Consider the following 25,845-nt stretch of genomic DNA (forward strand, 5'->3'; position numbering starts at 1 on the left):
GGAAACGGTCATATTTTCCGGGTGCCGTCCGAGGTTCGGGCTGCAGTCGTGTAGCCGGCTTTGGAGCCGGTGACCTTCACCTGCAGCCGGTCGCCGCGGTCGGCCGAGACAGCCTTGTAGGTCCTGCCGGTGGCTCCCCGGATGGCCTTGCCGGAGCGGTACCACTGGTACCTCAGGGTCGTACCCGAGGTCCAGGTGCCGGCCTTGGCCGTGAGCCTGCTACCCACCCTGGCGGTGCCGGTGATCTTCGGCTTGGAGGTGGACAGCGTGGCCTTGGCAACGGCAGCAGTGCCCTTCGAGTCCTTCCAAGTGGTGGCGTAGCCGGCCTTGGAACCGGTGACACGCACCTTGAGGATCTTGCCTGCATCGGAGGCGGTCGGCTTGTAGGTGGAGCCCGTGGCACCGGAGATCGCTGCGCCCGAGCGGTACCACTGGTACTTCAGGCTCGTGCCGGAGGTCCAGGTGCCGGTTTTGGCGGTGAGCGTGCCGGCGACCCTGGCGGTGCCGGCGATGGTCGGGACCGGGGCGGTCAGGTAGCCGGTGGCAATGGCGGCGGTGGCGGCGGATTCCCTGGTCGCGGGGGTGTGGCCGGTGAGGGTGCCGGTGACCGTGACGGTGACCTTCTGGCCCAGGTCTGCAGGCGCCAGGGTGTAGGTGCGTCCCGTAGCGCCCGGGATGGCGGTGCCGGAGCGGTGCCACTGGTGCGTCAGGGTGGTGCCGGGGGTCCAGGTCCCGGCGGTGGCCGTCAGGGTTGACCCTACCCGGGTGGCGCCGGTGACGGTCGGGACGCAGGAGGCGAGGGCGCGCGCGGTGACAACTGCGGTTTCGGCCGAGTTGGTGGAGGCGGAGTTGTAGCCGGGCTTGCTTCCGGTGACCTTGACCAGCAGGCGTGCGCCGTAGTCGTCCTCGGTGAGCTTGTAGGTTGAGCCGGTGGCCCCGCTGACCAGGGAGTCGTTCCGGAACCACTGGTAGCTGAGGCTGGTGCCGGATTTCCAAGCGCCCGGATCCGCCACCAGGGTTTCACCGATCATGGGGGTGCCCTGGATCACCGGCACGGACGGGGACAGGGAACCGGGGTAGACCGGGTATGACGGGGGCGAGGTTGCCACGGCCGGATCGTATCCGTCCCTGGTGCCGGTGACCTTGACGGTGAGCATGAGGTAGAGGTCGTCCACGGTGGGGGTGTAGGCGGCCTTGACGGCCCCGGGGATCGGAGCGCCGTCCCGGAACCACTGGTAGGTCAGCGTGACGGGGGAGGGGGACCAGGTGCCCGTCGAGGCGGTCACCGTCTCTCCCACCAGGGGATTGCCGGTGACCGCAAGGGCTGCCGGTTCCACCGCCGGCAGCTGCGCGGCGACGCCCAGGGCGGCCGCGGCGTCGATGTGCCCGGCGCCGCAGCCGCCTGCGCAGACGGCCTTCCGGGCGGTGCTCTTCATCCGCTCCTCGACGGCGGCCGGGCCCATGCCCGGGTTCGCCGAGATCAGCAGCGCGGCCAGTCCGGCGGCGTGCGGGGCGGCCATCGAGGTGCCCTGCATCCAGGCGTACCCTTCGGTGCCGGGGACCGTGGTCCCGGTGTTCCAGGTGGAGACGATTCCGCCGTCGGTGTGGTTCATATCCCCGCCGGGAGCGGTCACGTCAACGGCGTCCCCGTAGTTGGAGTAGGGGGCCAGTTCCCCGGTAGGTCCGGCGGACGCCACGGTGATCACGTTCTCGCAGTTGGCGGGCGAGACGTATTCGGCCGGCTGGTTCTCGTTGCCGGCGGCGACGACGACAGTGCTGCCCAAGGCGACGGCCTGGTTGATCGCGTTCTGCTCGGATTGGCTGCAGTAGCCTTCCCCGCCCAGGCTCATATTGATCACGTCGGCCGGGTTGGGGTTGGCCGGCACGTTCGGCACGGTGCCGCCGGCAGCCCAGACGATGCCATCGGTAATATCGGTGGTCCAGCCGCCGCACGCGCCCAGGGCCCGCACTGGCACGACCTTGGCGCCGTAGGCAACGCCGGTGACGCCCTTGCCGTTGTTGGCCACCGCGGCGATGGTGCCGGCGACATGGGTGCCGTGCCAGGAGGAGACGTCATAGGCGCCGCACCAGTCGCCTTCGTCACGGGGGTTGCTGTCCCGGCCACCGCCGTCGCGGGACATATCGCGGTCGGAGATCATGTCGTAGCCGGGAAGGATGTTGGCATCCAGGTCGCTGTGCGCGGTGATTCCGGTGTCGATGACGGCGACGACGGTGCTGGCACCGGTGGATGCTTCCCAGGCCCGGGATAGACGCATGCCCGGGTAGCCGTCGCCCAGTCCCCACAGGTCCGGATAGATGGGATCGTTCGGGGCGGTGGTCGGCTGCATCAGGCGGTCCGGCTCGGCGTACTCGACGTCGGCGCGGGATTCCAGGGCCTGGACCAGATCGGCGGCCTCGTCCTCCCCAAGCCGCCTGTCGGTTTCGATCACCCTGGCCCCGGTACCGGTGGCCCGCACCTCGTCGGCTGTGGTGTCCGCCACCGCGGCCGCCCGCTCATAGGCGCCGTCGCGCTGGGCGGAGGTTCTCTTGATGCCGTCCTTGAACTTGACGATGAACCGGTCGGTGCCGGTATCGGGGACCGCCTGCTGCGCCGGGGCTTCCGGCAGGTCCTCTGCGGCGGCCGCGGGGGAGACCGGCAGGAGCGCGCCGAGCAGCAGGGCGGCGGACACTGCGGAGGCGGCCGCAGCGAAGCGGCGGCGGAACGGACCAGACATGGGTGACCTCGGGCTCGTGGCGGAGTGTCCGGACACTGGCTGTGCGTCCGGCGTGCGGTGAATACAGGGCGGAACGGCTAATCCCACCCTGTCCCGAAGATTACCGGGAAGGCGCTAAAAATTCAGGGATAGCCGCGATAAAGGCGAAGGTCCGGGCAGGCTCCGCACACATGGCCGCTGAAGACACCAGCCCCGAGCAGAGGAGAACCCAGACCACCGGGACCGAGAACACCGTCACCGCCCGCGAGGCCGAATCCATTGTCCGAAGGCCTCGGCCTCGGCGGCCCAGGTGGTGCGCTCTTCCCCGAGGGCGGAGCCCCCGCTGTGCCGGGCGCCGGCCGGCCCGTCCCGGACCACCGGGTGGAGCACCCGGGCGAACGCCTCGAAGCCGTGCTGGACGACGACGTGCATGTCCCGCCCCGAGGGGTCCAACCGCTCCCGCTACCAGGTCCCGAGTTCGACGTCCCGGATCCAATCCATGCGGCCAGCCTGATCCCGGGGCCCAGGGCCATGGCCCGTCGCTCCGGACAAGGGCCGGCGAGGAGGGCAACCGGATGGCTGCCGTTATTGCTTTGATCGGCACCGTTGCCAGTCCGGGCCCGCATTCCTACAGTTGAACCACAACGCCGAAGCGGACACAGCTGCGGAGGAGAACCCGGATGAACGGCAACCAGGACGCACTGGCGACGGCGCTTGCCTACCACCGGGCATGGACGGGCCAGGATCTGGACCTGGCCATGACGTACGTCGCCGACCATATCGTCTGCCAAGCCCCCGGCGGCGACATTTCCGGGGCGCCCAGCTACCGGCAGTTCCTCGGCGGTTTCATGACGAGGCTGACCGGCCTGAACATGATCGCCTCCTTCGGTGACGCGCGGAACGCGGTCCTGATGTACTACCCGCAGACCGCCGCGGTCAGCGACGCGCCCGCGGCCGAATGGTTCATGGTCGAGGACGGGAAAATCGTCCGCACCATCCTGGTGTTCGACCGGCTCTCCTTCGCCCCTCCGGCCCCGCCCGGATCCTGAGTGCCCGCTGGCGAGCGGACGATGTGGACTTTCCGCAACGTTCTGGCCGTCGGCCTGTTCCTGTTCGGCACCACGTTCTTGTGGACCGGGATCATCGGGCTGGTTGCGGTTGTCCCGATTGCCATGGGCCAGAGCCGGCTCGACATCGGCCTGGGCGACCCGGGGGTGTCCGGACGTGGGGCCGCGTCCCAGCCCAGGGAAACCGACTCTTGTCAGATTCCCACGAGGTCTCAATTTGTTAGTTGTGAGACGGATTTGTCTGCACCTGCTTAAGGCAGGTGTGCACTTGGGTGTCCAGCGGGAAAGTAACTCTTCCTCCGGCGGGGAATCGGCGGGAGGGCCCTGCACCCGAAGGCCCTGCTGTTCTTCCCGGCCATCCTGCCGCAGTTTGTCCGGCCCGCCGATCGGGCGCGGCCTCCTAGCAGGTGGCAGCACCCGGCGCCACCATCGCCGCTGGCCTCGACCTCCTCGTGGCCAGCGGCGCGAGGATCCTTGGACCCCCTGTGTCCGGAGGAAGCCGGCACGCTCCCCGGAACGTGCCGGCCCGCGGCTGCTAGAGCGCGCGGATGTCCGAGGCCTGCGGGCCCTTCTGGCCCTGGGTCACCTCGAACTCGACCTTCTGGCCGTCCTCCAGGGAACGGTAACCGCCGCCGGTGATGGATGAATAGTGGGCGAAGAGGTCCGGGCCTCCGTCGTCGGGGGCGATGAAGCCGAAGCCCTTTTCGGAGTTGAACCACTTGACCGTGCCTGTTGCCATGTCCTGCTCTTTCGTGCCGGACGGCTTCGCGGGCCCCAGTGCCGGCGCCCCGTTCCTGCCGTCCACGGGTAACGCTATGTGCCCGAAGTCCCGCCGGACAAGAGGGAACGGGAAAAGTAATCGGCTCGTCAGGGGGAACGGTTCGGACACTGCCGCACACATAGGCCCTTATACAGATCCTCGACATCAACCAACATCAACCGGAGGTCGACGACCGAAACCGGCTTCGCACTGCCGTTCACCACCGACCGGGGTAGTCCGGACGGCCTTCTACTGCGTCTCCGACAGGGGCGGCTCGAGCTTTCCTGCCGCCCCAAGGTGTCGACGGCGAGCGCGCCTGCCTGGACTGGTATACGAGGGGCCGCAGGACCGGCCTGGCCCTGCCGTGGTTCCGTGATGTCGACACCGTTGCAGGGATCTGCATACTCTCGGGCGCCCTCGAGCCATGCTGCCGGGAGCGCGGATTGGGCAGCTGCCGGTGCCGTGGTGCGCGTCATAACCGACGCCGTGTACGGCCCGGCCCGGAAGCCTGCATGCTGTGCGGGCCGGGCCCGAATAGTATCGGTGAGAACACCGCTTTGCCGGCGGCCAGCCACTGCCGGCACAAACGCACCTGGGGGATCTTCCATGTCCACGACCGAACAGTTTGACGTGCCTGCAAAGCCGGACGAAATCCCGCGGGTGAACGGCTTCGGCCTTGCCTCGCTCGTGCTGGGCACCTTCGCCGTTGCCGTGGCCTTTATTCCGGTCCTGGGGCTGCCGGCGCTCCTGCTGGGGCCGCTGGCCATCACCTTCGCCGGCATCGGCAGGGCCCGGACACCGGCGGACACCATCACGGGTACAGCCGGGTTGATCCTTGGCATCACCGGCACCCTGATCGCCCTGGCCGTCACCGTCGTGGTCGCGCTCAGCTTCGGCAAGTACGCAGGCATGCTGCAAAACATCCCGCGCAGCCTTGCCCAGGCCCCCTCCGTCACCGGAGCCGGGCAGCCTTCCATGCCTGGCGTGGCCCGGGCGCCCGAGCCCGCCGCCGTCCCGACCGGACAGCCGGCAGGCAAGGGCTGCGAGGCCATCTCGGCAGCCGGCGAAGGCGAGTTGACCGTCACCTACACCGTGTGGGGCGAGGCCGGGACGGTCTTCAACGTCGATTACGGGACGCCGGACCAGTTCGGGTGCGTCGAAAGTGTGACCACGCATCGGCTCGGACCGGTAACAGGCGGTGGGGACTGCCTCCATGACTGCTCCCACGTTGGCTGGTTCGGTTTCCCATCGAATGCGTGCGGACCGCCCCGGCTGCTCGCCGCCGGCCGGTTAGCGAGATCGGCTGAGCTCGTCGCCGGAGGCGAAGTTCCCCAGGGCCGGAAGCCACCAGGTGTCCTGCCCGGCGGAGCGGCGGCGGCCTCCGGTGGCGAAGTGCCGCGGTGCGTAGCCGGCAGTAATGCCGGGGGCGGTCTTCATCCGGCGCCGGCGCCGGCGTCGTGCCCGTAACTTGGTCAGGAGGGTGAGCGCGACCGGCACGACGGCCGCCGCGAGGACGAGGACCACTGCTGCAATGTCCAGGGACATCGGCTGCTCCTTGCATCGGATTGAGTGTCACATTAGGCGGTGATGGGCGGGCCAGGAATGATCGACACGCGGCCGCGGCGCCCCGGGGAAAGGCGCCGCACGGGAACGTGTGCGGACGGGGCATGCCTGCTCCCCGGTCCGGGCAAGGAAAAAAGGGGCCGGTCCGAAGACCGGCCCCTGGCGGTGTCCTAGTCGCAGCCGCCCCTGCCGCCTCGAGTGCAGCTCCGCGCTCAGTCGTTGAGTTCGCTGGTGACGACTTCGTACTCTTCGACGTCAAGGACCTCCAGCGTCAGGGCGCTGCTGGCTTCGGAGCGGAGTCCGTTCGCCGTCTCCCTGCTCGCGGCCAGGTTTTCCTCGGTGTCATACAGCGCAATCGACAGGGATTTGCCGTTCCCCTTTCCGTTCAGGAAATAGAACCCCCGGCACCCCGGGATTTCCAGCACCCGCCTGACGAGATCCTCTGCGGGTCCGCCGGAAGTATCCTGGCTGCCTCGGTAAGTGCTGACTCGAGCGAACATCATTGCCTCCAATGGTCTGCAGCCGGAGCCCGCCTGCCGCCGTCTGGTCCCAGGCGCTGTGACCGTGGCTGGCACGCGTGCCGGCCCCGCGGCAGGCTCTACCGGGTGGTGCGGGCTCCTTCCACCAGTAGGAACCCAACAGCGCGCAAGCGCAAGGTCGAGACCCGACAATATTGCCATCATCCGGCCGCAGGGGCCGGAAGCCGGTTCGAGTCCCACCTAGGGCACGGTGGCTCCCTTGAGTCCGCCGTTGGAGGGCGGCCGTCACACCGCCAGCCTTCGCCCGCCTCGAGCAAGGCCGGCAGATAAGGAAATCCGTGCCGGACGGAACCAATGGTGACGAGCCGGCATGAGCCGTATGCCAAACGTCCAGGGTCCGGGGGCCGGGCCGCTTACACGAGCGGCCACGGGTAACGCAGGCCGGTGCGGTCAACCGGCAGCACCCCCTCGCGCAGCAAACGCTGCACCCGGCGCCGCAGGGCGGTGACCTCCGCGCCGTCGAGCAGTTCGGCGACATCGTCAGGTACGGCCTCGACCAGCGGGGTGATGTCCTCGAGCAGGTCACCGGGGATGGGTTCGCCCGCGAAGTCCCAAATCACCGTGCGCAACTTGAAGTCTGCCGCGAAGCACAGCCCATGGTCGATGCCCCACACATGCCCGTCGAGGCCGCGCAGCACGTGCCCGCTCTTGCGGTCGGTGTTGTTGGCGATGCAATCGAACAGGGCGATCTGCAACAGGACGCGATGGGTCTCGGGTGAGTCCGCGTACAGCGTGAAGTAATGCTCACGCACGTCGCACTCGATGAACCACTGCAGCGACCCGATGCCCAAGGGGGAGTCCTCGCGGATCACCGTCGCCGGCACGATTCCCCACTTCAGGTACTCGCTGAGCAGGTACGCCGCGCGTTCCCGCCGGTACAGCCCGGGCTCAAAGTCGGACAGCGGCCGTTCCCCGGCCTCCGGCTTGTAGACCGCCCAGGCCGAGTCGTCCGCGCAGGAGACCTGGACGAGGAACGTCGCGTTGCTGCTGCGCAGGATGCGTCCGAGCAGCTCGATGCGGCCCTCGGCGAGCAGCGTCAGTTCCCGTCCGGACACCGCTTGTCCCGTTTCACGACGTCCTCAGCCCGCTCAAGGGTTCCAGGGTCGAGTTCACCATGAGCACGGCGGGCGCCTGACCCTCCACGTACGAGATGACCGAGACCGAGCCCGGGCTGATGACGATCCGCTGGAAGAGGTCCAGATGCACGCCCAAGGCGTGGGCGACGGCGGCCTTGATCGGGTCGGCGTGGGAGAAGCAGACGACGACGCCCCCGGGGTGGGCGGCGCACACTATCTCGAGCGCCCCGACCATCCGTGCCTGCATCTGCGCGAAGCTTTCCCCGTCCGGGAAGCGGAAGGCCGACGGGGCGTGCTGTACGGTCTGCCACTGGGGCAGGCCCGCCAGCTCGGCGAGCGCGGCGCCGGTCCACTTGCCGAAGTCACACTCGATCAGGCCGGCATTCTCGTTCACTTTGAGTCCGGTGCGGGCTGCCGTGGGCTCTGCGGTCTCGCAGGTGCGCTCCAGCGGCGAGGAGTAAATACCCTCGACCGGAAGGCCTGCGAGCCGTTCTGCGACCCGATCAGCCTGGATCCGGCCCCGGTCGGACAGGTGCAGTCCCGGGGTCCGTCCGGGCAGCACCGTACCCGTGGTGGGCGTCTCCCCGTGCCGCACCAGAAGGAGCAGGGTGCTCGGCGGTGTTGATGGTGCCGGCGGTGTTGCTTCAGTCATCAGCATCCAGCGTAGCGTTCGCCGCCTGGCCCATGCTTCGCTTCGCTCGCGAGGGGCGGGGGAGCCGCGGAGCGGTCTGCGGTTCCACGGGCTCACGCGCGGGAAGCGTAAGAAGATCAATGCTCGATTCGGCCCACGTTCGAGGACTACCGTTGAGGTGTGAGTGATCGTCCCGATATCTTCACCGTTGGTGAATTGCGTGCAGCCGGCCACGTCCACAAGGACCTGCGCCATGAGATCCGTGACAACCTGCTCGCCGCGCTCGCCGCGGACCGCGATCCGTGGCCTGGGATCCACGGATTCAGTCGGACCGTCCTTCCCCAGCTCGAGCGTGCCTTGCTCGCCGGCCACGACGTTGTCCTGCTTGGCGAGCGGGGACAGGGCAAGACGCGGCTCCTCCGGACCCTGGCCGGGTTGCTCGACGAGTGGTCGCCGGTGATCGAGGGATCGGAGCTGAACGAACACCCGTACGAACCGATCACGGAGCAGTCCCGGGCCCGTGCGCTTGCCGAAGGGGACCGGCTGCGCGTGGCGTGGCGCCACCGCTCGGAACGTTACGTGGAGAAGCTCGCCACCCCGGACACCTCCGTCGCCGACCTCATCGGCGACGTCGACCCGATGCGGGTTGCCGAAGGCCGCCGGCTCGGGGACCCGGAGACCATCCACTACGGTCTCGTCCCGCGCTCCAACCGCGGCATCGTCGCCATTAACGAACTGCCCGACCTCGCCGAACGGATCCAGGTCGCTATGCTCAACGTGATGGAGGAGCGCGATATCCAGATCCGCGGCTACGTGCTGCGGCTGCCGCTCGACGTGCTCGTCGTCGCATCCGCAAACCCCGAGGACTACACCAACCGCGGGCGGATCATCACGCCGCTGAAGGACCGCTTCGGCGCCGAGATCCGTACCCACTACCCGATAGAACTGGACGACGAGGTCGCCGTCATCCGGCAAGAGGGACGGCTGGTTGCCGACGTCCCGCCCGTCATCCTCGAGATCCTGGCCCGTTACACCCGTGCGCTGCGCCAGTCCCCGGCCATCAACCAGAGCTCCGGGGTCTCGGCGCGGTTCGGCATCGCGGGTGCCGAGACGGTTGCCGCCGCGGCGCTGCGCCGGGCCGCCCTGCGCGGGGAAGACGAGGCAGTCGCGCGGATCGTCGACCTGGAAAGTGCGGTCGACGTCCTCTCCGGGAAGATCGAGTTCGAATCGGGTGAGGAGGGGCGTGAACAAGCCATCCTCGATCACCTCGTGCGCACGGCCACTGCCGACGCCGTACGGGTGCACTTCCGCGGTCTCGACTTCGGGCCGCTCGTGGCGGCGCTCGACGGCCGGACGACCGTGACCACCGGGGAACAGGTCACCGCGCGGGAGTTCCTCGAAAACCTCCCGTCCCTGGACGCATCCGGTCTCTACGACGCGATCAGCGCACGCCTGGACGCGAAAAACGACGGGCAGCGTGCCGCCGCCATCGAACTTGCACTGGAAGGTCTCTTCCTCGCCCGCCGGATTTCCAAGGAGTCCGACGACGGGGAGACGATCTACGGCTAGGCACAGGATTAGGGATAGGGAGAGGCAGCATCATGGGCGCTCACCATCGGTCCTCCAGGTACGGCCGGTACACCGGAGGACCCGATCCGCTCGCCCCGCCGGTCGACCTGGCCGAGGCACTCGACGCGATTGCCGAGGACGTCATGGCAGGCTACACGCCCCGGCACGCCCTGCAGGAGTTCCTGCGGCGCGGCGGCCGGAACCGGGAAGGGCTCGACGACCTCGCCGGCCGCGTGCAGCAGCGCCGGCGTGAACTGCTGAGCCGCCACCGGCTGGACGGCACCCTCAGCGAGGTCCGGAAGCTGCTCGACACTGCGGTGCTGGAGGAGCGCAAACAGCTCGCCCGTGACGCCAGGATGGACGACACCGACCGCGCATTCCGGGAGATGCAGCTGCAGAACCTGCCCGCTTCCACGGCGGCAGCGGTCAATGAGCTCGCCTCCTATGACTGGCAGTCGGGCACCGCCCGCGAGGCCTACGAACGGATCAAGGATCTGCTGGGCCGCGAGGTCCTGGACCAGCGGTTCGCCGGGATGAAACAAGCGCTCGAGAACGCCACCGACGAGGACCGCGCGGCCGTGAGCGAGATGCTGCGCGACCTCAACGGGCTGCTCGACAAACACCGGCGCGGCGAGGACACCGACGCGGACTTCCAGGAGTTCATGGCGCGGCACGGCCGTTTCTTTCCGGAAAATCCCCAATCGGTCGAGGAGCTGATCGACGCCCTCGCCCAGCGCGCGGCCGCGGCCCAGCGGCTCCTGCAATCGATGTCCCGGGAGCAGCGCGATGAGCTGATGCGCCTGTCGGCCCAGGCGTTCGGCACGCCCGAACTGATGGCCCAGCTCGATCAACTCGACTCGAGCCTGCGCGCCCTGCGCCCCGGCGAGGACTGGACCGGCTCCGAACGGTTCGAGGGCCAGGAGGGGCTCGGACTGGGCGACGGCACGGGAGTGCTCCAGGACATCGCCGAACTCGACGAGCTGGCCGAACAGCTCTCGCAGTCCTACAACGGCTCCCGTCTCGACGACCTGGATTTGGATGCCCTCGCCCGCCAACTCGGGCAGAACGCCGCCGTGACGGCCCGCACCCTCGCGGAGATCGAGCGGGCGATGCAGGACGGCGGCTACCTGCGGCGCGGTGCCGACGGCGACCTGCGGCTGTCCCCGCAGGCCATGCGGCGGCTCGGAAAGTCACTGTTGCGGGATACCGCCAGGCAACTGTCCGGCCGGCAGGGGCGCCGGGACACGCGTGTCGCCGGCACTGCCGGCGAGCAGACCGGCTCCAGCCGTGAGTGGCAGTTCGGGGACGCCGAGCCGTGGGACGTCACGCGCACCATGACAAATGCGATCCGCCGCACGGTCGCCGACGGTGGCGATCCGAGCCGCGGGCTGCGCCTCGGGGCGGGCGACATCGAGGTGACGGAAACGGAGGCGCGGACCCAGGCCGCCGTCGTCCTGCTCGTCGACGTGTCGTACTCGATGGCCGCCGAGGGACGGTGGGTGCCGATGAAACGCACCGCACTCGCCTTGCACCACCTCGTCTCGACCCGGTTCCGCGGAGACCGGCTGCAGCTGATCACGTTCGGCCGCTACGCGCAGTCCATGGACATCGGCGAGCTCACGGCCCTGCCGGCGCTGCGGGAGCAGGGAACAAACCTGCATCACGGCCTGCTGCTGGCCAATCGTTTCTTCCGCCAGCATCCGTCAATGCAGCCCGTCCTCCTCGTGGTGACCGACGGCGAACCCACCGCGCACCTGCTGGCGGAGGGTGAGTCGTGGTTCTCCTGGCCGCCGGACCCGGAGACAATCCGCGTCACGGTCGCCGAGCTCGACCGCCTTGGGCGTGCCGGCACGCAAGCGACGTTCTTCCGCCTCGGCGACGACCCGGGTCTCGAACGGTTCGTCCAGCGGATGGCCCGCCGAATCGGCGGCCGTGTCGTCGCGCCGGACCCCGGGGATCTCGGGGCTGCCGTTGTGGGGGAGTACCTCCGCGCTCATTTCCACGGCTCCTACGACGACGCCGACTGGGCTTCATAGGCGGCCGGGAGGCTCGGCTCGGCGTGGGCGGCGGACTGGCTACGGCCTGACGGGTCGCGGCTTCCCGAGCCTGAGCCGACGCAGGAAGTTGAGCGGGAGCGGTGCCACCACGCCTCCGCACCAGAGAAGCTGCCGCCGCCGACGAATAAGCGCAACCTGGCCGAAAAGGACCGGCACAGGCTTCGCACCCGTGCCGGTCTGCTGTAGCGGTTGTGCGTGGCGGACAGGTTTCTCCCCTTGTGTCTGCGGCTCTCCTGCCGGCCCTGTTTCGGCCGCCATGGTCCTGCGGCGGCGCCCATTCAGAATTTCCCCGGCCGGGTATAGCATTCCTGTGTTCAGGCACCGCGATGGGGCATCAGAGACCGTTCACGCTGTATCCGAAAGCCGGATGGAGCGGTCCAACGCCCCACAGCCCCAAGGAGTGGCCATGCATTTGTTGCCCCGCGAACAGGAAAAACTGCTGATCGTCGTTGCCGCAGACCTCGCGCGGCGCCGGCAGCAACGTGGTTTGAAACTCAACCATCCCGAAGCCGTGGCCATCATCAGCTACGAAATGATCGAAGGCGCGCGCGACGGCAGGACCGTTGCCGAACTCATGAGCTACGGGGCCACGATCCTGGCCCGGGAGGACGTCATGGAAGGCGTGGCGGAAATGATTCCCGACGTCCAGATCGAGGCCACCTTCCCCGACGGCACCAAGCTCGTCACCGTCCATCATCCGATCCGCTAGGAACCCGCCATGCAACCAGGAGAATACAACCTCCGGCCTGAGCCTGTGCTCTGCAACGAGGGGCGCCCCACCGTCACCGTCGAGGTCACCAACACCGGGGACCGTCCCATTCAGGTGGGTTCCCACTTCCACTTCGCCGAGGTCAACGCCGCGCTGCATTTTGACCGCGCGGCCGCCCACGGCTTCCGCCTCGACATTCCGGCCGGCACGGCGGTGCGCTTTGAACCGGGAGACGCCAAGACGGCGAACCTGGTCGCCATCGGAGGAGCCCGCGAGGTGTACGGACTGGCCAACCAGGTCAACGGTCCCCTGGACGCGGGCAAACAGCAGAATGACGGCGGTGCCGACGAGGGTGGCACGGGCAGGGCGGAGGCGGACAGGTGAGTTTCGAACTGAGCAGGAAACGGTACGCGGAACTGTACGGACCGACCACCGGGGACGCGATCCGGCTGGCGGACAGCGACCTCTTCCTGGAAATCGAGAAGGATTACACGGTCTACGGCGAGGAAGCCGTCTTCGGCGGTGGCAAGGTCATCCGGGACGGCATGGGCCAGAACGGGCAGGTGGTCCGGGACGAGGACGTGCCGGATACCGTGATCACCAATGTGGTGGTACTGGACTATACGGGCATCTACAAGGCGGATGTCGCGCTGCGGGACGGCCACATTTTCAAGATCGGCAAGGCCGGCAACCCGCAGATCACCGACGGCGTGGATATCGTCATCGGCGCCGGCACGGAGATCATCGCCGGCGAGCGCCGGATCCTGACCGCCGGCGGCATCGACACCCACATCCACTTCATTTCCCCGGACCAGGTGCCCACTGCTTTGAATGCGGGCATCACCACCATGTTCGGCGGAGGCACCGGACCCGCGGAGGGAACCAAGGCCACCACGGTCACGCCGGGCCCGTGGCACATCCAGCGGATGCTGCAGGCGGCGGAAAACCTGCCCATAAACATCGGCGTGTTCGGCAAGGGGCACGCCAGTGCAACCGAACCGCTGGCGGAACAGATCCGCGCCGGCGCCGTCGGCCTGAAGGTCCACGAGGACTGGGGCGCCACCACTGCCGCAATCGACAATTCGCTGAAGGTGGCCGAGGAATACGATATCCAGATAGCCATCCACACGGACACGCTCAACGAGTGCGGCTTTGTGGAGGACACCATCAACGCCATCGCCGGCCGGGTGATCCACACCTTCCATACCGAGGGCGCCGGCGGCGGGCACGCTCCGGACATCATCAGGATCGCGGGCCTGCCCAACGTGCTGCCGGCCTCCACCAACCCGACCCTGCCCTACACCAAGAACACGGCCGACGAGCATCTGGACATGCTCATGGTCTGCCACCATCTGCGGCCGGACATCCCCGAGGACGTGGCCTTCGCGGATTCCCGTATCCGCCCCGAGACGATCGCCGCGGAGGACGTCCTGCAGGACCTGGGCATCTTCTCCATCACCTCCTCGGATTCCCAGGCCATGGGCCGCGTGGGCGAGGTCATCACCCGGACCTGGCAGCTGGCGGACAAGATGAAGAAGCAGCGCGGCAAGCTCGACGGCGACACGGAGGCCGGCGATAACTTCCGGATCAAACGCTACGTGGCCAAGTACACGATCAACCCTGCCATCGCGCAGGGCATTGCGGATTCGGTGGGCAGCATCGAGGTGGGCAAGTTCGCGGATCTGGTGCTCTGGGACCCGGCCTTCTTTGGAGTGAAGCCGAGGACGGTTATCAAGGGTGGCCAGATTGTCAGCGCCATCATGGGCGACTCCAACGGCTCCATCCCCACCCCGCAGCCGCATACCATGCGCACCATGTTCGGTGCCCTCGGCAGCGCGGTGCATTCCTCCTCGATCACCTTCCTGTCCCAGGCGGCCATCGAGGCGGGAGTCCCGGAGGAACTGGGGCTGCACAAGGTCATCCGCCCGGTGCACAGCATCCGTTCCCTGACGAAGGCGGACCTGAAATTCAATGACGCGACCCCCGACATCCAGGTGGATCCTCAGACCTACACGGTCACCGTCGACGGCGTCGAGGCCACCTGCGACCCGGTCGACGAGCTGCCCATGGCCCAGCGTTACTTCCTTTTCTAGGACCGGCCGCGAGGAGCAAACACCATGATTATTGACCGGGTGGTCGGCAATCTCCATGAGCTGCCGGCGAAGGAGGTGGAGGGCCTGCACCGGGAAAAGGTGGTGCTGGCCAGCAGCGAGCTGGTCAGACGCGTCCAGCGGGTCACCACGGACCACGGCCAGGAACTGGGCCTGCGCCTGGCGGCTGAGCCGGGGGAGGCGGGGGACCTGCGGGACGGAGACATCCTGTTCCGGGACGAGAAGAACCTGATCGTCATCTCGGTGCTGCCCACGGACGTGCTGGTCATCGCCCCGCGGACCCTCCAGGAGATGGGCAGCGTCGCGCACAGCCTCGGCAACCGTCACCTGCAGGCACAGTTCTTCGGTGCTGACAGCGAGTATCAGGCGGAGGTGATGGTGGTCCAGTATGACCACACGGCCGAAGACCTGCTCCGGCGCCTGGCTGTTCCCTACAGCCGGCAGGAACGGGTTATGCCCGTGCCTTTCCGGCATGCGGAGCACACGCACTGATGGCCGGGACCACGACGGCGGCTGCGCCGCCGTCGTACTTTTTACCCCTGATGCAGCTGTGCGACTCGGCACTGCCCATCGGGGCCTTCAGCCATTCCTTCGGGCTGGAAACCTATCTGGAACGCGGTGCCGTCCACGATGAGGCGACGTTTGTGCGATGGCTGCGGCAGTTCATTGGCGCCCAGCTCGTGTACAGCGACGGGCTGGCCATCCGGTTGGGCGTCGAGGCACTGGAACGTGCTGTGCCGAACCCGGCCGCCCTTGAGGATGTCTGGGAGCTGGACCGCATGGTCACCGCCCAGGCGCTGCCGCTGCAGCTGCGCGCGGCCGGAATCACCATGGGGCAGCGAATGCTTCAGATCGGGACGGAGATCTTCCCGAACCCGGCCCTGGCGGCGTACCGGGCCGAGATTTCCGCCGGCCGCTGCGCCGGCCATACCGCACTGGCGTTCGTCCTGATCGCCCACGGCCTGCGCGTGCCGCCGGCGCAGATGCTGCAGGCCTATATTTTTTCGACGGCTACCTCGCTGACCCAGAACGCGGTGCGCGCCATCCCGCTGGGCCAGAGTGCCGGCCAGCGGGTGCTCAGGCTTGTGCACGATGACGTCGCCGCCGCCGCAGCAGCGGTGATGGCCCTGCAGCCGGAGGACCTGGGGGCGGTCGCCCCCGGACTGGAGATCGCCCAGATGCGCCACGAGCATCAGCGCGCCCGCATGTTCATGAGCTGACAGCATTCGTTGACAGATGTTGACAAATAAGGAGAACGTTATGGAACCCATCAGGATCGGCATCGGCGGACCCGTCGGCGCGGGCAAGACCCAGCTGGTGGAACGCCTGACCCGGCATATGAGCGGCGAAATTTCAATGGCCGCCATCACCAATGACATCTATACCGTCGAGGACGCCAAAATCCTGGCCCGGAACAGCGTCCTGCCGGTGGACCGGATCATCGGCATCGAGACCGGCGGCTGTCCCCACACCGCTATCCGGGAAGACACCTCGATGAACTCCGCGGCCATCGAGGAGCTCAAACAGCGCCATCCGGACCTGCAGGTCGTGTTCGTGGAGAGCGGCGGCGACAATCTCTCCGCCACGTTCAGCCCCGAGCTGGTGGACTTCTCCATCTACATCATCGACGTGGCCCAGGGGGAGAAAATTCCCCGCAAGGCCGGCCAGGGGATGATCAAGTCCGACCTGTTCATCATCAACAAGATCGACCTGGCGCCGTACGTAGGTGCGGACCTGTCCGTGATGGAGCGGGATTCCAAGGAATTCCGGGGCGACAAGCCGTTCTGCTTCACCAACCTGAAGACGGACGAGGGGCTGGACACGGTGATCAATTGGATCAAACACGAGGTCCTGATGCTTGACCTGGCCTCATGAGCGCACTGACGGCGCAGCCTGCCACGGAGGCCATGGGGGAGCTTCGGCTGTGCATCGGCCGACGCGGCGGCCGGTCGGTAGCCACCCACCAATATCACCGGGGGGCCCTGCGGGTGCTGCGCCCGCATTACCTGGATGAGTCGGAACAGGTCTGCTATGTGATCGTCAATCCCGGCGGGGCCTATCTGGGCGGGGACCTGTACACGATCGACTTCGAGGTCGGCAGGGATGCCCGCCTGCTGCTGACCACCCAGTCCGCCACCAAGATCTACAAGACTCCGGACACATTCGCCGAACAGCGGATGCGCATCACCCTGGGACCCGACGCCGCCCTCGAATACGCCCCGGATCAGCTGATTGCCTACCGTCAGGCCAACTACCGGCAGAATGCCGTCATCGAGATGGACGAAACGGCCTCGCTGATCCTGTCCGAGGTCATCACACCGGGCTGGTCCCCGGACGGGGAGCCTTTTCGGTATGAGCAGCTGCGGCTGCGCAACGAGATCCGGCGCGGCGGCAGGCTGCTGGCCATCGACAACCTGCTGATCAGGCCGCCGATCAGCACCGGAGCCGCCGATCAGGCCGCTGGTCCCGCCTTTATGGAGGGCTACAGCCATCTGGGCTCCCTGCTCGTTGTGGATCCCCGGGTCGGGCCGGCGCTCGTGGACGAAATGCACGCCCTGCTGCGGGAATTCGAGCAGGACACGCTGACGGGCATTTCACAGCTGAACGGGCCCGGTTTTGTGGTCCGGTCCCTGTCCCACAGCACGGAGAAGCTCAATGCCCTGATCGGATGCCTGACCGCACTGCTGCGGGAGCGGTGGTTTGGGCAGGGGCCGCTGAACCTGCGCAAGTACTGACCTGTTTTGCGAGGACTTGGACACCGACAACAGTTTCTCCAGGAGGCGTGAGGGGAATGAGTACCCGGACACTGCCGGCGGATCCGTCCCCGAAGCGGGAACTGCCCGCAGGGACGCGTATCCTGCTGACCTTCGGCGCCGTCGGGCTGCTGCACCTGGCGGCGGCGGTCCTGCTCGCCACCTCTTTTGTCGACGGGGCGACACCCCTGGCGCTGAGCCTGGTGGCGGCGGCCTATCTGGCCGGAATTAAGCACAGCTACGACTGGGACCACATCGCCGCCATCGACAATTCCACGCGCAGGTTCGTGGCGCAGGGCAAATCCCCGGTGAGCGTGGGTTTTGCGTTCAGTCTCGGGCACAGCACCGTGGTCACGCTGACGGGACTGCTCGTGGTCGCCGGGGCCGGCTTCGTGGGCAGCCTGCTGCGCGAGGGGACGGCGGAAAACCTGGTTTTGGGCATGGTGGGCAGTGCCGTCTCCGGGCTCTTCCTTCTGCTGATGGGCCTGTTCAACGCGAGCGTGTTCCTGCAGACGGGGCGGCTGTACCGGCGCGTGCGCCAGGGGGCACAGGTGGAGCCGGAGGAGCTTGAGGCAAAAGGGCTGGTGGCGCGCCTGCTCAACAAGCCGCTGGCAGGCATCCGGAGTCCGCGCCACATCTACGTCATCGGGTTGCTGTTCGGGCTTGGCTTTGACACGGCGACCACCGTTGCCCTGCTGCTGCTGACCGCCTCCGCCTCCCTGGCCGGGGTGCCGGCTCTCGCGCTGATGTCGCTGCCGCTGTGTTTCACCGCGGCCATGACCCTGTGCGATACCGGCAATGGGCTGGCCGTGTTGAGGATGTACCGGGCAGCACTGACGGACCCCGCCCGGAAGATCGGCTTCAATATGACGATCACGGGTGTATCCGCGCTGTCCGCGCTGTCCATTTCCACTGTCACCCTCGGCTCGCTCTGCCACGACGTCCTGGGACTGCATGACCCGGTGACCGGCTGGCTGGGGAGTATTGATCTCGTGGACGCGGGCCTGTTTCTCGTGGCCGGCCTGCTGGTCATCTGGGGTGCCGCAGGAGCGTGCCGGTGGCGGCACCTCCGCCAGGCACCGCAGAAGCGATGACCGCCGTCGTACATCCTGCCGCCACGGGGACGGAAATTACCGCCGCCGGAATCCCGGGATGAATTTCACCGCCACCAGGACCATCCACGTGGCGAGAATGTAGGGCCACGTATAAACGGGAATTGCCGTGGCGTGAAGCAGGTAGGCGAGAGGCGTGGAGAGGACGACCCCGACCACGGCCGCCACCCAGGGCTGCCAGGTTCCCTTCAGGAAGATCACGGCCAGCGCAATGGCGGTCAGCACCCCGCAGTAGCCCAGCAGGCCGTGGTACAGCGAGTCCAACTCCTGGCCGGTGACCAGGGCAACGAGGCTTTCCAGCGCGCTGCCGAACAGCGCGGCCACGCCCACCTTCCAGCTGGCGATAAAGAGTCCCAGCAGAATCAGCGCGCCTGCCACGGCGCTGTCCACCAACACCACCTGCGAAACGTTGGTTAGCAGAGAGCGTCCAAAGCCCTGCAGGACGGTGGCGTCCGTCGGTGCCGGCAGTGCCGCACCAGGGCGCAGGGGCGTGGTCAGCCAGTAGATCAGCCCGGCCACGATGCAGAAGGGCGCCGTCGTGACGGGCAGGTTGAACTGTTTGAGGCCCGGGATGGAGAACAGCCGGGCCACCCCGACCGCCACCGGTGAACAGGCGGCCCCGCCGGCGACGGTTGCCGCTACGCCGGCCCAGCCTGCTCCCAGGGCGGCGAACGATGCCGCACCCACCAGCGCCCCGCAGAACCCGTGGAAACCCACGTTGATCTCGTCCCATCTCAGGCGCAGCAACACGCCCGCCACCGTTGAGGATGCTGCCCCCAGGAGCACCAGGAGCACCAGGACGGCCATTCGCCAGTCCGCGGTGGCGAATGCTGCCAGGATCAGCAGCCCGCACCAGATGTTGCTTTGAAAATAGATCTGGGAAATTCCCCGGCCCAGAATCGAGGCGCAGGATCTGAGATTACCGACGGCGGAACGGGCTGTTACGGAATCTATCACTGGGGTAATTATACGCTTCGGCGGCAGGGCAGCATCTTGACCGGAGGTTCGCCGGCGCCACCCGACCAAGGGATCCGGGCCTTTCGACGGCGTTTCCCGACTGCATCTTCAAGGGCGGCAGGATTGAATTAAACCCGGGGTTTCTGAGATTAAGAGTCGGAGCCCAGGCCAGGCAGATGCGTGCGGCGCCGTTCCCTGACCCGGGATCAGAGCACCGGGATGCAGGACCGGAAAGCCGTGAGGATCCATACGGCACCGGGATCTGCTTCTGCGACCCGCTCTCGCCTTGGCAGCGGAATCAGCGAAGACACCCAACGGCCTGCCGCGCACGACCAGGGTTCGGGATTCGTTGATTCCACGGCCACGGCAGGAATTCCGGCGCAATCCAAATGGGACGCAAGCGCAGGCGTGGAAGCGCCTTCCCAAAAAACTCATGCATTTGCATGAAAAAGTGTCCGGGGCTACGGTGAAACAAGTGACTGTCCAAAGAGTGCAGCCAAGATCAGGCCCGGAATGCGGGCATGAAGGAGGAGTAACAATGGGTGAGCAGTTCGCAGGAAAGACCGCCGTCGTGACCGGTGGAGGCTCGGGCATCGGCAAGGCCGTCGCCCTCGCCCTTGCCGCGGAGGGGGCGAACGTCGTCGTCAATGACCTCAAGCTCGAGACCGCACTGGCGGTTGTCGACGAGATCACGGCCGCGGGCGGTACGGGCACCGCCGTCGCAGGTGACGTGGGAAACCCGGTAGACGTCAAGGCCGCCGTCGATACCGCGGTCAGGGAATACGGCGCCCTGAACCTCGCATTCAACAATGCCGGCATCGGCGGCCCGAACGGGCTGCTCGCGGACATTGACATCGAGGGCTACCGCAAGCTCATGGATGTGAACCTGCACTCGGTCTTCTACGGCATGTACTACCAGGTTCCCGAGATGCTCAAGGCCGGCGGTGGTGCCATCGTGAACACCTCCTCGATCCTCGGACTCGTCGGCGAGGCCAGCGCGGTTCCCTACGTCACGGCCAAGCACGGAGTCGCCGGCATGACCAAGGCCGCGGCGCTGGGCTACGCCAGCCAGGGTATTCGCATCAACTCCGTCCACCCGGGCTACATCGATACGCCGCTGCTGCAGGGCATGCCCCAGGAATCCTATGACGGCCTCGTGGGACTGCACCCGATCGGACGCCTGGGCACGGCCGACGAGGTCGCCGAAGTCGTGCTGTTCCTGCTCTCCGACAAGGCCAGCTTCGTAACCGGCTCGCAGTACGCCGTCGACGGCGCCTACACGACCCGATAGCGGCAAACAGTTCCGGACCGGCCCCTGGCGCTTACGGACCCGGCCGAGAGTGTCCGGATGATGCTTCGACGGATCCACCGGCAGGTTTTCGCGGATGCCCTGCGGTTACGGGACTGGACGCCGGTTCGAGTCCGCATCGAGCCCCTCTGCTCGCGGTTCCGGGACGGTGTTGGTTCCCGGTTGCTAGGGCCTGCCGCCGGCGGCCCGGGAAGCGAGCAGCTTCTCCATTGCGTCGAAGAAGCCCTGGTAGCTGGCCTCCATCTGTTCCATCTCCTCGTCGGTGAAGTCCCCGCGGGGCTGGGTCAGCCTCATCTCCGTGCCGCCGTCCGTCCCCCTGAGTTCGACGGTGACGGGCTCGGGATACGGCGGCGCCGCGGCATCGTCGTTCATGGTGAAGGCCAGCCGCTCCGGCGCGTCGACCTGCGTATACTCGCCGAACCAGTGCACGGTGTCGCCTTCGGGCAGGTGCATTTCGGCGCTCCACGCACCTCCGGTCCGTACGTCCAGCGACACCGTGGCGGCCGGCACCTCGACCGCCTCGGTGCCGAACCAGGCGGCGAAGTCCTCCGGCCGGGTCCAGGCCTGCCAGACATGCTCGCGCGGTGCCTTGAAAATCCGGGTGATGATCAATGGATCCCTCACGGTCCTTCTCCTTTCGGTAGCCTAAAGCCCCGGCCGCACCCTACTCTGCGACGGCCTGGAGCGTAAGAGACAGCAGCCCCGCCGGGGCATCCGGCGGGGCCGCGGCCGATCCCTGTGTAGCCACCGGCCGCGGGAGGTATCCAGCCAGTCAGCAGTGCGCCCGCAGGAACGCCGCCGCCGGCCCTGCCAGTGACGCTCCCGCTTCGTCGGCCCCGCGCTTGGCGCCCTTGACGGCGAAGGAATGGTCGCCGCCCTCGATCCACTGGATCCCGGCGGCCGGGCCGATCCGGGCGACGACGTCCTCGAGCAGTCCGGGGGTCGCGAACGGGTCGCGCGTGCCCTGCAGGAAGAGCATGGGCAGCGCCAGGCCGTAGAGGTGTTCGTCGCGGAGCTTGTCCGGCTTGCCCGGTGCGTGCAGCGGGTAGCCGAGGAAGACCAGCCCGGCGGCGGGCATGCCCGCGGCGACCGCCATCGAGGCCATGCGTCCGCCGAAGGACTTGCCGGCGGCCCACAGCGGCTCGCCCTCGGCGCGCGCAGCGGCCGTTTCCATCGCCGCCCGCCACGCGGCGATCGCCGCCGGCGGCCGGTCGGGGAACTTTTTGCCCGCCTCACGGTAGGGGAAGTTGAAGCGCAGCGTGGCCACGCCGTCGTCGTTCAGGGCGCGGGTGAAGCCGGCCAGGAATGGGTGGTCCATCCCGGCCCCGGCTCCGTGGGCCACCACCAGGGTGGCGAACGGATGGCCGGGCCGGGCGTAGACGCCCGAGACCGGGGTATCGCCGGCGGCAATGGTGAGCGGGGTCTCGCTGGCGGGCATGCCTCAATCATGCCGGAGAGGCACGCCGCCTGGGCCATTCGGCCGGCGCAGGTCCCAGACCGTGTACTCGGGCAGGAACTGCTCGGGGTGGTCCGACGCAATGATCGCCACGCCCGGATAGGACCTGAGGATTTTGGCGAGTACCCCGCACCCCTCCGGCCCCAGGTCGAAGTCAATGTGGTCCAGGAGCAGCAACGGCGGGTCGCCGAGGGTGGCGCGTGCAAGCTGCAGCCTGGCCCGGTCCGACACCGACAGTGGTTCGCCGCCACGGCGCAGCGTGGTCTGCTCGCCCTCCGGCAACCGCGCTACCCGGCCGCTCAGCTCAACACGGGCCAGCGCCCCGGCGGTCTCCTCCCTGGCCAGGTCCGGGCGGCGGTAGCGGACGGCACGGGCAATGGTGCCGCGCTCCGTGAAGGCTCCCTTGGCGGCGTAGCCTGCCAGTCGACGGCGTTCGGAACCGGTGGCCGAACGCAGCTCGCGGCCCGCCACCCAGGTGCTCAGCTCTGTGTCCGCACGCAGCGCCAGCAGCAGTTCAAACAGTTCGGTGGATTCACCGGGGTCCGAGGTCTTGAGGACGATCCGGTCTCCCGGCCGGGCGGCCAGATCCGGCACCGGCCGGTTCCCGTTCAGGTGCAGGCCCGAGATCCGCACGGTGACGCCATTGGAATCCTCCGGCCCCGCCGTGGTCTGGCCGTCCGGGGCGGGGGTATCTTCGGGTGTCTGCAGCCGGTCCTGCGTTGCCGGTGCGGCCGATGCCGCCGGTACCAGGGCGGGGCCGATCATACGTTTCGCCGCGTTGAATGTCTGGCGGTACTCTGCCACGCGTCCCAGATCGTTGACGTGGGAGGCCAGCAGGCCGACAAGGGTCAGCGCGGCGGCCGTTGTGGCGGTGTGGATGGACAGCCAGGAACCCGTGGCGGCGACGATGATCGCCGTCACTGCTGCGCTGACACCGGCGGAGGCGCGGATGTATCCTCCCACCCGGGCCCGGCCGATGGCGGCTGCGGCTACTTCGCCGCCGAGCTTCCCGATCTGCTGGACTTCCCGCCGTTCGCCGCCGGCGGCCCTGATCATGACCGCGGCCGCCACCGTGTCGGAGACCTGCGCGGCCAGCCGGCCGCGCTTTTTGCGCAATGCCCTGGCCGTGGCATAGGCCGGGCGCGCGAGCAGGGCCAGCGCCAGGCTGAGAATACACAGCGGCAGCGCCATCGCCATCGCCAGCGCCGGCGACAGGAGCCAGAGTGCGACGGTCGTGCCGACGATCAGCGGTATGCCCACCGCCAGCGGCGCGATACCCATGGAGATCCAGTTCCTGACGCTGGTGAGGTCATTGGTGATCCGGGCGATCGTTATCCCCACGGACGGTCCGTGTCCGCCGGCCAGGACCGCGGCCATCAGGCCGGTGCGCAGTTCCTGTACGTAGTGCTGGCCCAGCCGTTCGGCCAGCACACGCTCGGCGACGCGGCCGGCACCGATGCCGCCGGCCGCTGCCAGCAGACCCGCCACCGCGGAGACACGAGCCTGGCTGTCGGCGGCCCTGAGCAGATGGGCCATCAGGAACGCGCTGGCACCGGAGAGGGCTGCCATGCCCAGGCCCGTCCCGATGAGGAGCCCCATCAGCTTCCGCCGCGGTCCAAGCAGGAGCTTGGGCAGTCCGGCCGTGCTATCGTCCGGTCTTGTTGTGGTCATCGTCGAAGTGGAGCCGGCCTTGTTCCTGAGGCAGCAAAGCCATCGCCACTGAGGGCTCGCACAGGGCGACGGTCTCCAGGACGGGAATGTCGATGGCTTCCGCCGCTTCCCGGACTGCCAGCGGCGAGGAGGTCAGGACACCGGAAACTGCCGTGACCTGGATATCCGCGGCCCGGAGAACCTGCAGGCCGGCGGTGGCGCCGAGGGCATCGGCGGCGGTAAAGACCACCCGGTCGACGACGGCCCGGAAGAGCGGGTCGGCAAGCAGCCGGCTGGTTTCGCCCTGGTATACGCCGTCGGCGATCTCAACGAGGACCACGTTCGTATCCGCATCGGTGAGGGCAGCGACCAGACCGGTGAACACCGCCTGCAGGCTGCCGTAGTCCAGTTCGAACGTGGTCGGAATGCCGAAGTCGGTGAAGTCCAGGACCCGGGCCGCACCGGCATCCACGTACATTCCGGGATCATTGCCTGACCCCGTCCCCGTGGCCTTGGCTGCCGCGACGGTCATGCCCGCTGCGGAGAGTCCTTTGACCAGGCAACTGAGCACCGTGGATTTGCCCGAGTTCATGGATGTCCCCAGCACGGCAATCACCGGCGGCCGGTGCAGGAAGGCGGCTTCCCGGTCCGCGCCGGCAACTGCCTGGCCAAGCCGGTGCGGAGCCAGGCGGCTGAGATTGAGGACCCCTGCTCCATCGGCGAGCAGGCCGACCGGGACGATCTGGGTGGGCTGGCCCATCGAGGCATGCTGGGCGACCACCAGGCCGGCTACTCCGCCGGCTGCGATGAGGTGGCACGGATCCAGGCCTGCAGGCACCTTGGCCAGGAACTGGTCCGCGGCGTAGCGGTTGCCGTAGGGCACCAGAATCTCGTCACCGATGAACAGGGCCTGCCGGCGGGAGGCCGGGCTTTCCAGCTTGGGATGCTGCCCGATCCTGACAACCCGTGCCAGGACCACGTCCCCCGATTCGGGCACCACGCCGGTTCCGACCTGCAGGAAGAACCCTTCGGCCGAATGGTTCAGACGTTCGGCCAAAAAGCGTGTGGTGTACGCTTTCTTGGCGCGATAGAGGCGCCGCGGCGGCACCGGCTCCAGCCGGACCGGAGCGTCCGGCGCCATCCCGGACCGGCCCGCGGCAACATCCAAGGGGTTGAGGGTCTGCGCCATTAGTCTGCTCCAATGCTGCAGCCATCGCCCTACGGCACCTGCAACGCCAGGTACTTATCGGCCAATGGCGCACCGTGCACCGGACGGTTGGGCGTGCATCCCACCGGCAGCTGCGGGATGCTCCCGCCCGCCGGAAAAAGCCCCATGCCAAGGTCGGAATTTCGGCTGCCTTCTACTCCTGTTTCTTGCCCCAGTGCCTGCGCCGGGAGCCGGCACGCAAAGGATGGATACCACCGAGGGGAAGGGCCGATGCCTTTCACTTCATGGAGTCACACGTCATCGAAGCGGCCCGCCCCGGGGGCACATTCGTCGAGGAGATCAGGCCTGTGCCCCTTTATCAGCACCGTCAACACCGCGACGCAGAAACCGGGCCGATGACGCACGCCGGATGCGTGGTTCGGGATTCCATGAAACCCATCGGACCGGGTTCGTGAACCATTTTCGACGGATCCGCGCCAGAAGTCCACCCCGCAACCGGATCCATAAAAGATGCATCCAAGTCCGCAGGACGCCGGATTCCAAGCGAATCCGCGGGTACTGGAAGCCGGCATGGGCGGCGGCGGGTCTCCGGCCCGAAATCGCTGCGGCGCCCGAAGGAAAATTGGGCTACCCTACGGTGACAC

The 25,845-nt window shown here is 67.7% G+C and carries 24 protein-coding genes; 13 read left to right on the plus strand and 11 right to left on the minus strand.

Going from position 1 to position 25,845, the window contains the following annotated elements; all coding sequences use genetic code 11:
- Positions 1-8: 8 nt before the first annotated feature.
- Together ACFQ36_RS02570 and ACFQ36_RS02575 are read right to left on the minus strand one after the other, a co-directional pair.
- Positions 9-2,735: a S8 family serine peptidase gene (locus ACFQ36_RS02570; RefSeq protein WP_377010300.1), complete on the minus strand. Its 2,727-nt coding sequence runs from the start codon at positions 2,733-2,735 to the stop codon at positions 9-11.
- Positions 2,736-2,969: 234 nt separating this feature from the next.
- Positions 2,970-3,146 carry a hypothetical protein gene (locus ACFQ36_RS02575; protein ID WP_377010301.1) on the minus strand — a complete coding sequence of 59 codons (177 nt, stop codon included), beginning with the start codon at positions 3,144-3,146 and terminating at the stop codon, positions 2,970-2,972.
- Positions 3,147-3,394: 248 nt separating this feature from the next.
- Here ACFQ36_RS02575 and ACFQ36_RS02580 point away from each other — a divergent pair, with 248 nt between their 5' ends.
- The gene (locus ACFQ36_RS02580; RefSeq protein WP_377010303.1) at positions 3,395-3,763 is read left to right on the plus strand and encodes a nuclear transport factor 2 family protein; all 369 of its coding nucleotides are present in this window, start codon (positions 3,395-3,397) and stop codon (positions 3,761-3,763) included.
- A 553-nt stretch (positions 3,764-4,316) separates the two neighbouring features.
- Here ACFQ36_RS02580 and ACFQ36_RS02585 read toward each other — a convergent pair.
- On the minus strand, positions 4,317-4,520 hold the full coding sequence (locus ACFQ36_RS02585; RefSeq protein ID WP_377010305.1) for a cold-shock protein: 204 nt from the start codon (positions 4,518-4,520) through the stop codon (positions 4,317-4,319).
- Positions 4,521-5,147: 627 nt separating this feature from the next.
- Here ACFQ36_RS02585 and ACFQ36_RS02590 point away from each other — a divergent pair.
- Positions 5,148-6,008 carry a hypothetical protein gene (locus ACFQ36_RS02590; protein ID WP_377010307.1) on the plus strand — a complete coding sequence of 287 codons (861 nt, stop codon included), beginning with the start codon at positions 5,148-5,150 and terminating at the stop codon, positions 6,006-6,008.
- Between the two features lie 308 nt (positions 6,009-6,316).
- Here ACFQ36_RS02590 and ACFQ36_RS02595 read toward each other — a convergent pair whose 3' ends face one another.
- The 3 genes from ACFQ36_RS02595 to ACFQ36_RS02605 form a co-directional block, all read right to left on the minus strand.
- Positions 6,317-6,529, minus strand: a complete 213-nt coding sequence (locus ACFQ36_RS02595) for a hypothetical protein (RefSeq protein ID WP_377010309.1) — start codon at positions 6,527-6,529, stop codon at positions 6,317-6,319.
- Positions 6,530-6,996: 467 nt separating this feature from the next.
- Positions 6,997-7,698, minus strand: coding sequence for an SCO1664 family protein (locus ACFQ36_RS02600; RefSeq protein ID WP_377010311.1), 702 nt, complete (start codon positions 7,696-7,698; stop codon positions 6,997-6,999).
- 13 nt (positions 7,699-7,711) lie between these two features.
- Positions 7,712-8,377 carry an MSMEG_4193 family putative phosphomutase gene (locus tag ACFQ36_RS02605; protein WP_377010313.1) on the minus strand — a complete coding sequence of 222 codons (666 nt, stop codon included), beginning with the start codon at positions 8,375-8,377 and terminating at the stop codon, positions 7,712-7,714.
- Positions 8,378-8,530: 153 nt separating this feature from the next.
- Between ACFQ36_RS02605 and ACFQ36_RS02610 the strand changes: the two genes are divergently transcribed.
- The 10 genes from ACFQ36_RS02610 to ACFQ36_RS02655 all read left to right on the plus strand — a co-directional run bounded on the left by ACFQ36_RS02610 (position 8,531) and on the right by ACFQ36_RS02655 (position 18,643).
- Positions 8,531-9,919 carry a magnesium chelatase gene (locus ACFQ36_RS02610; RefSeq protein WP_377010315.1) on the plus strand — a complete coding sequence of 463 codons (1,389 nt, stop codon included), beginning with the start codon at positions 8,531-8,533 and terminating at the stop codon, positions 9,917-9,919.
- Between the two features lie 32 nt (positions 9,920-9,951).
- Positions 9,952-11,955 carry a VWA domain-containing protein gene (locus ACFQ36_RS02615; protein ID WP_377010317.1) on the plus strand — a complete coding sequence of 668 codons (2,004 nt, stop codon included), beginning with the start codon at positions 9,952-9,954 and terminating at the stop codon, positions 11,953-11,955.
- Between the two features lie 427 nt (positions 11,956-12,382).
- Positions 12,383-12,685, plus strand: a complete 303-nt coding sequence (locus ACFQ36_RS02620) for an urease subunit gamma (protein WP_377010319.1) — start codon at positions 12,383-12,385, stop codon at positions 12,683-12,685.
- Positions 12,686-12,694: 9 nt separating this feature from the next.
- The gene (locus tag ACFQ36_RS02625; protein ID WP_377010321.1) at positions 12,695-13,069 is read left to right on the plus strand and encodes an urease subunit beta; all 375 of its coding nucleotides are present in this window, start codon (positions 12,695-12,697) and stop codon (positions 13,067-13,069) included.
- Positions 13,066-14,778, plus strand: coding sequence for an urease subunit alpha (gene ureC, locus ACFQ36_RS02630; protein ID WP_377010323.1), 1,713 nt, complete (start codon positions 13,066-13,068; stop codon positions 14,776-14,778). The genes ACFQ36_RS02625 and ureC overlap by 4 nt, the downstream gene beginning before the upstream one ends.
- A gap of 24 nt (positions 14,779-14,802) precedes the next feature.
- Complete coding sequence (ureE, locus tag ACFQ36_RS02635) at positions 14,803-15,288, plus strand: urease accessory protein UreE (protein WP_377010325.1); 486 nt, start codon at positions 14,803-14,805, stop codon at positions 15,286-15,288.
- Positions 15,288-16,016, plus strand: coding sequence for an urease accessory protein UreF (locus tag ACFQ36_RS02640; RefSeq protein WP_377010329.1), 729 nt, complete (start codon positions 15,288-15,290; stop codon positions 16,014-16,016). The genes ureE and ACFQ36_RS02640 overlap by 1 nt, the downstream gene beginning before the upstream one ends.
- A 40-nt stretch (positions 16,017-16,056) precedes the next feature.
- Complete coding sequence (ureG, locus tag ACFQ36_RS02645; RefSeq protein ID WP_377010331.1) at positions 16,057-16,671, plus strand: urease accessory protein UreG; 615 nt, start codon at positions 16,057-16,059, stop codon at positions 16,669-16,671.
- On the plus strand, positions 16,668-17,531 hold the full coding sequence (locus tag ACFQ36_RS02650) for an urease accessory protein UreD (protein WP_377010333.1): 864 nt from the start codon (positions 16,668-16,670) through the stop codon (positions 17,529-17,531). Before ureG ends, ACFQ36_RS02650 begins: the two co-directional genes overlap by 4 nt.
- 56 nt (positions 17,532-17,587) lie before the next feature.
- The gene (locus tag ACFQ36_RS02655; protein WP_377010335.1) at positions 17,588-18,643 is read left to right on the plus strand and encodes a HoxN/HupN/NixA family nickel/cobalt transporter; all 1,056 of its coding nucleotides are present in this window, start codon (positions 17,588-17,590) and stop codon (positions 18,641-18,643) included.
- 36 nt (positions 18,644-18,679) lie between these two features.
- Here the strand turns inward: ACFQ36_RS02655 and ACFQ36_RS02660 are convergent, their stop codons facing one another.
- Positions 18,680-19,618 (minus strand): urea transporter, encoded by a 939-nt coding sequence (locus ACFQ36_RS02660; RefSeq protein WP_377010337.1) that lies wholly within the window; start codon positions 19,616-19,618, stop codon positions 18,680-18,682.
- Between the two features lie 538 nt (positions 19,619-20,156).
- Between ACFQ36_RS02660 and ACFQ36_RS02665 the strand changes: the two genes are divergently transcribed.
- On the plus strand, positions 20,157-20,909 hold the full coding sequence (locus ACFQ36_RS02665) for an SDR family NAD(P)-dependent oxidoreductase (RefSeq protein WP_377010339.1): 753 nt from the start codon (positions 20,157-20,159) through the stop codon (positions 20,907-20,909).
- Positions 20,910-21,092: 183 nt separating this feature from the next.
- On the opposite strand, the gene ACFQ36_RS02670 is transcribed toward ACFQ36_RS02665, so the two are convergent.
- The 4 genes from ACFQ36_RS02670 to ACFQ36_RS02685 all read right to left on the minus strand — a co-directional run bounded on the left by ACFQ36_RS02670 (position 21,093) and on the right by ACFQ36_RS02685 (position 25,222).
- Positions 21,093-21,551 carry an SRPBCC domain-containing protein gene (locus tag ACFQ36_RS02670; protein WP_377010341.1) on the minus strand — a complete coding sequence of 153 codons (459 nt, stop codon included), beginning with the start codon at positions 21,549-21,551 and terminating at the stop codon, positions 21,093-21,095.
- Positions 21,552-21,699: 148 nt separating this feature from the next.
- Entirely contained in the window at positions 21,700-22,365 is a 666-nt protein-coding gene (locus ACFQ36_RS02675; RefSeq protein WP_377010344.1) for an alpha/beta family hydrolase, read from the minus strand.
- A 3-nt stretch (positions 22,366-22,368) separates the two neighbouring features.
- A complete protein-coding gene (locus tag ACFQ36_RS02680; RefSeq protein WP_377010347.1) occupies positions 22,369-23,982 on the minus strand; it encodes an ABC transporter transmembrane domain-containing protein in 1,614 nt (537 codons plus the stop codon).
- 46 nt (positions 23,983-24,028) lie between these two features.
- A complete protein-coding gene (locus ACFQ36_RS02685) occupies positions 24,029-25,222 on the minus strand; it encodes a DUF1611 domain-containing protein (protein WP_377010349.1) in 1,194 nt (397 codons plus the stop codon).
- Positions 25,223-25,845: the final 623 nt, after the last annotated feature.

This window comes from Arthrobacter sp. GCM10027362 (assembly GCF_042679445.1).
In the GTDB taxonomy this organism is placed as follows: Bacteria; Actinomycetota; Actinomycetes; order Actinomycetales; family Micrococcaceae; genus Crystallibacter.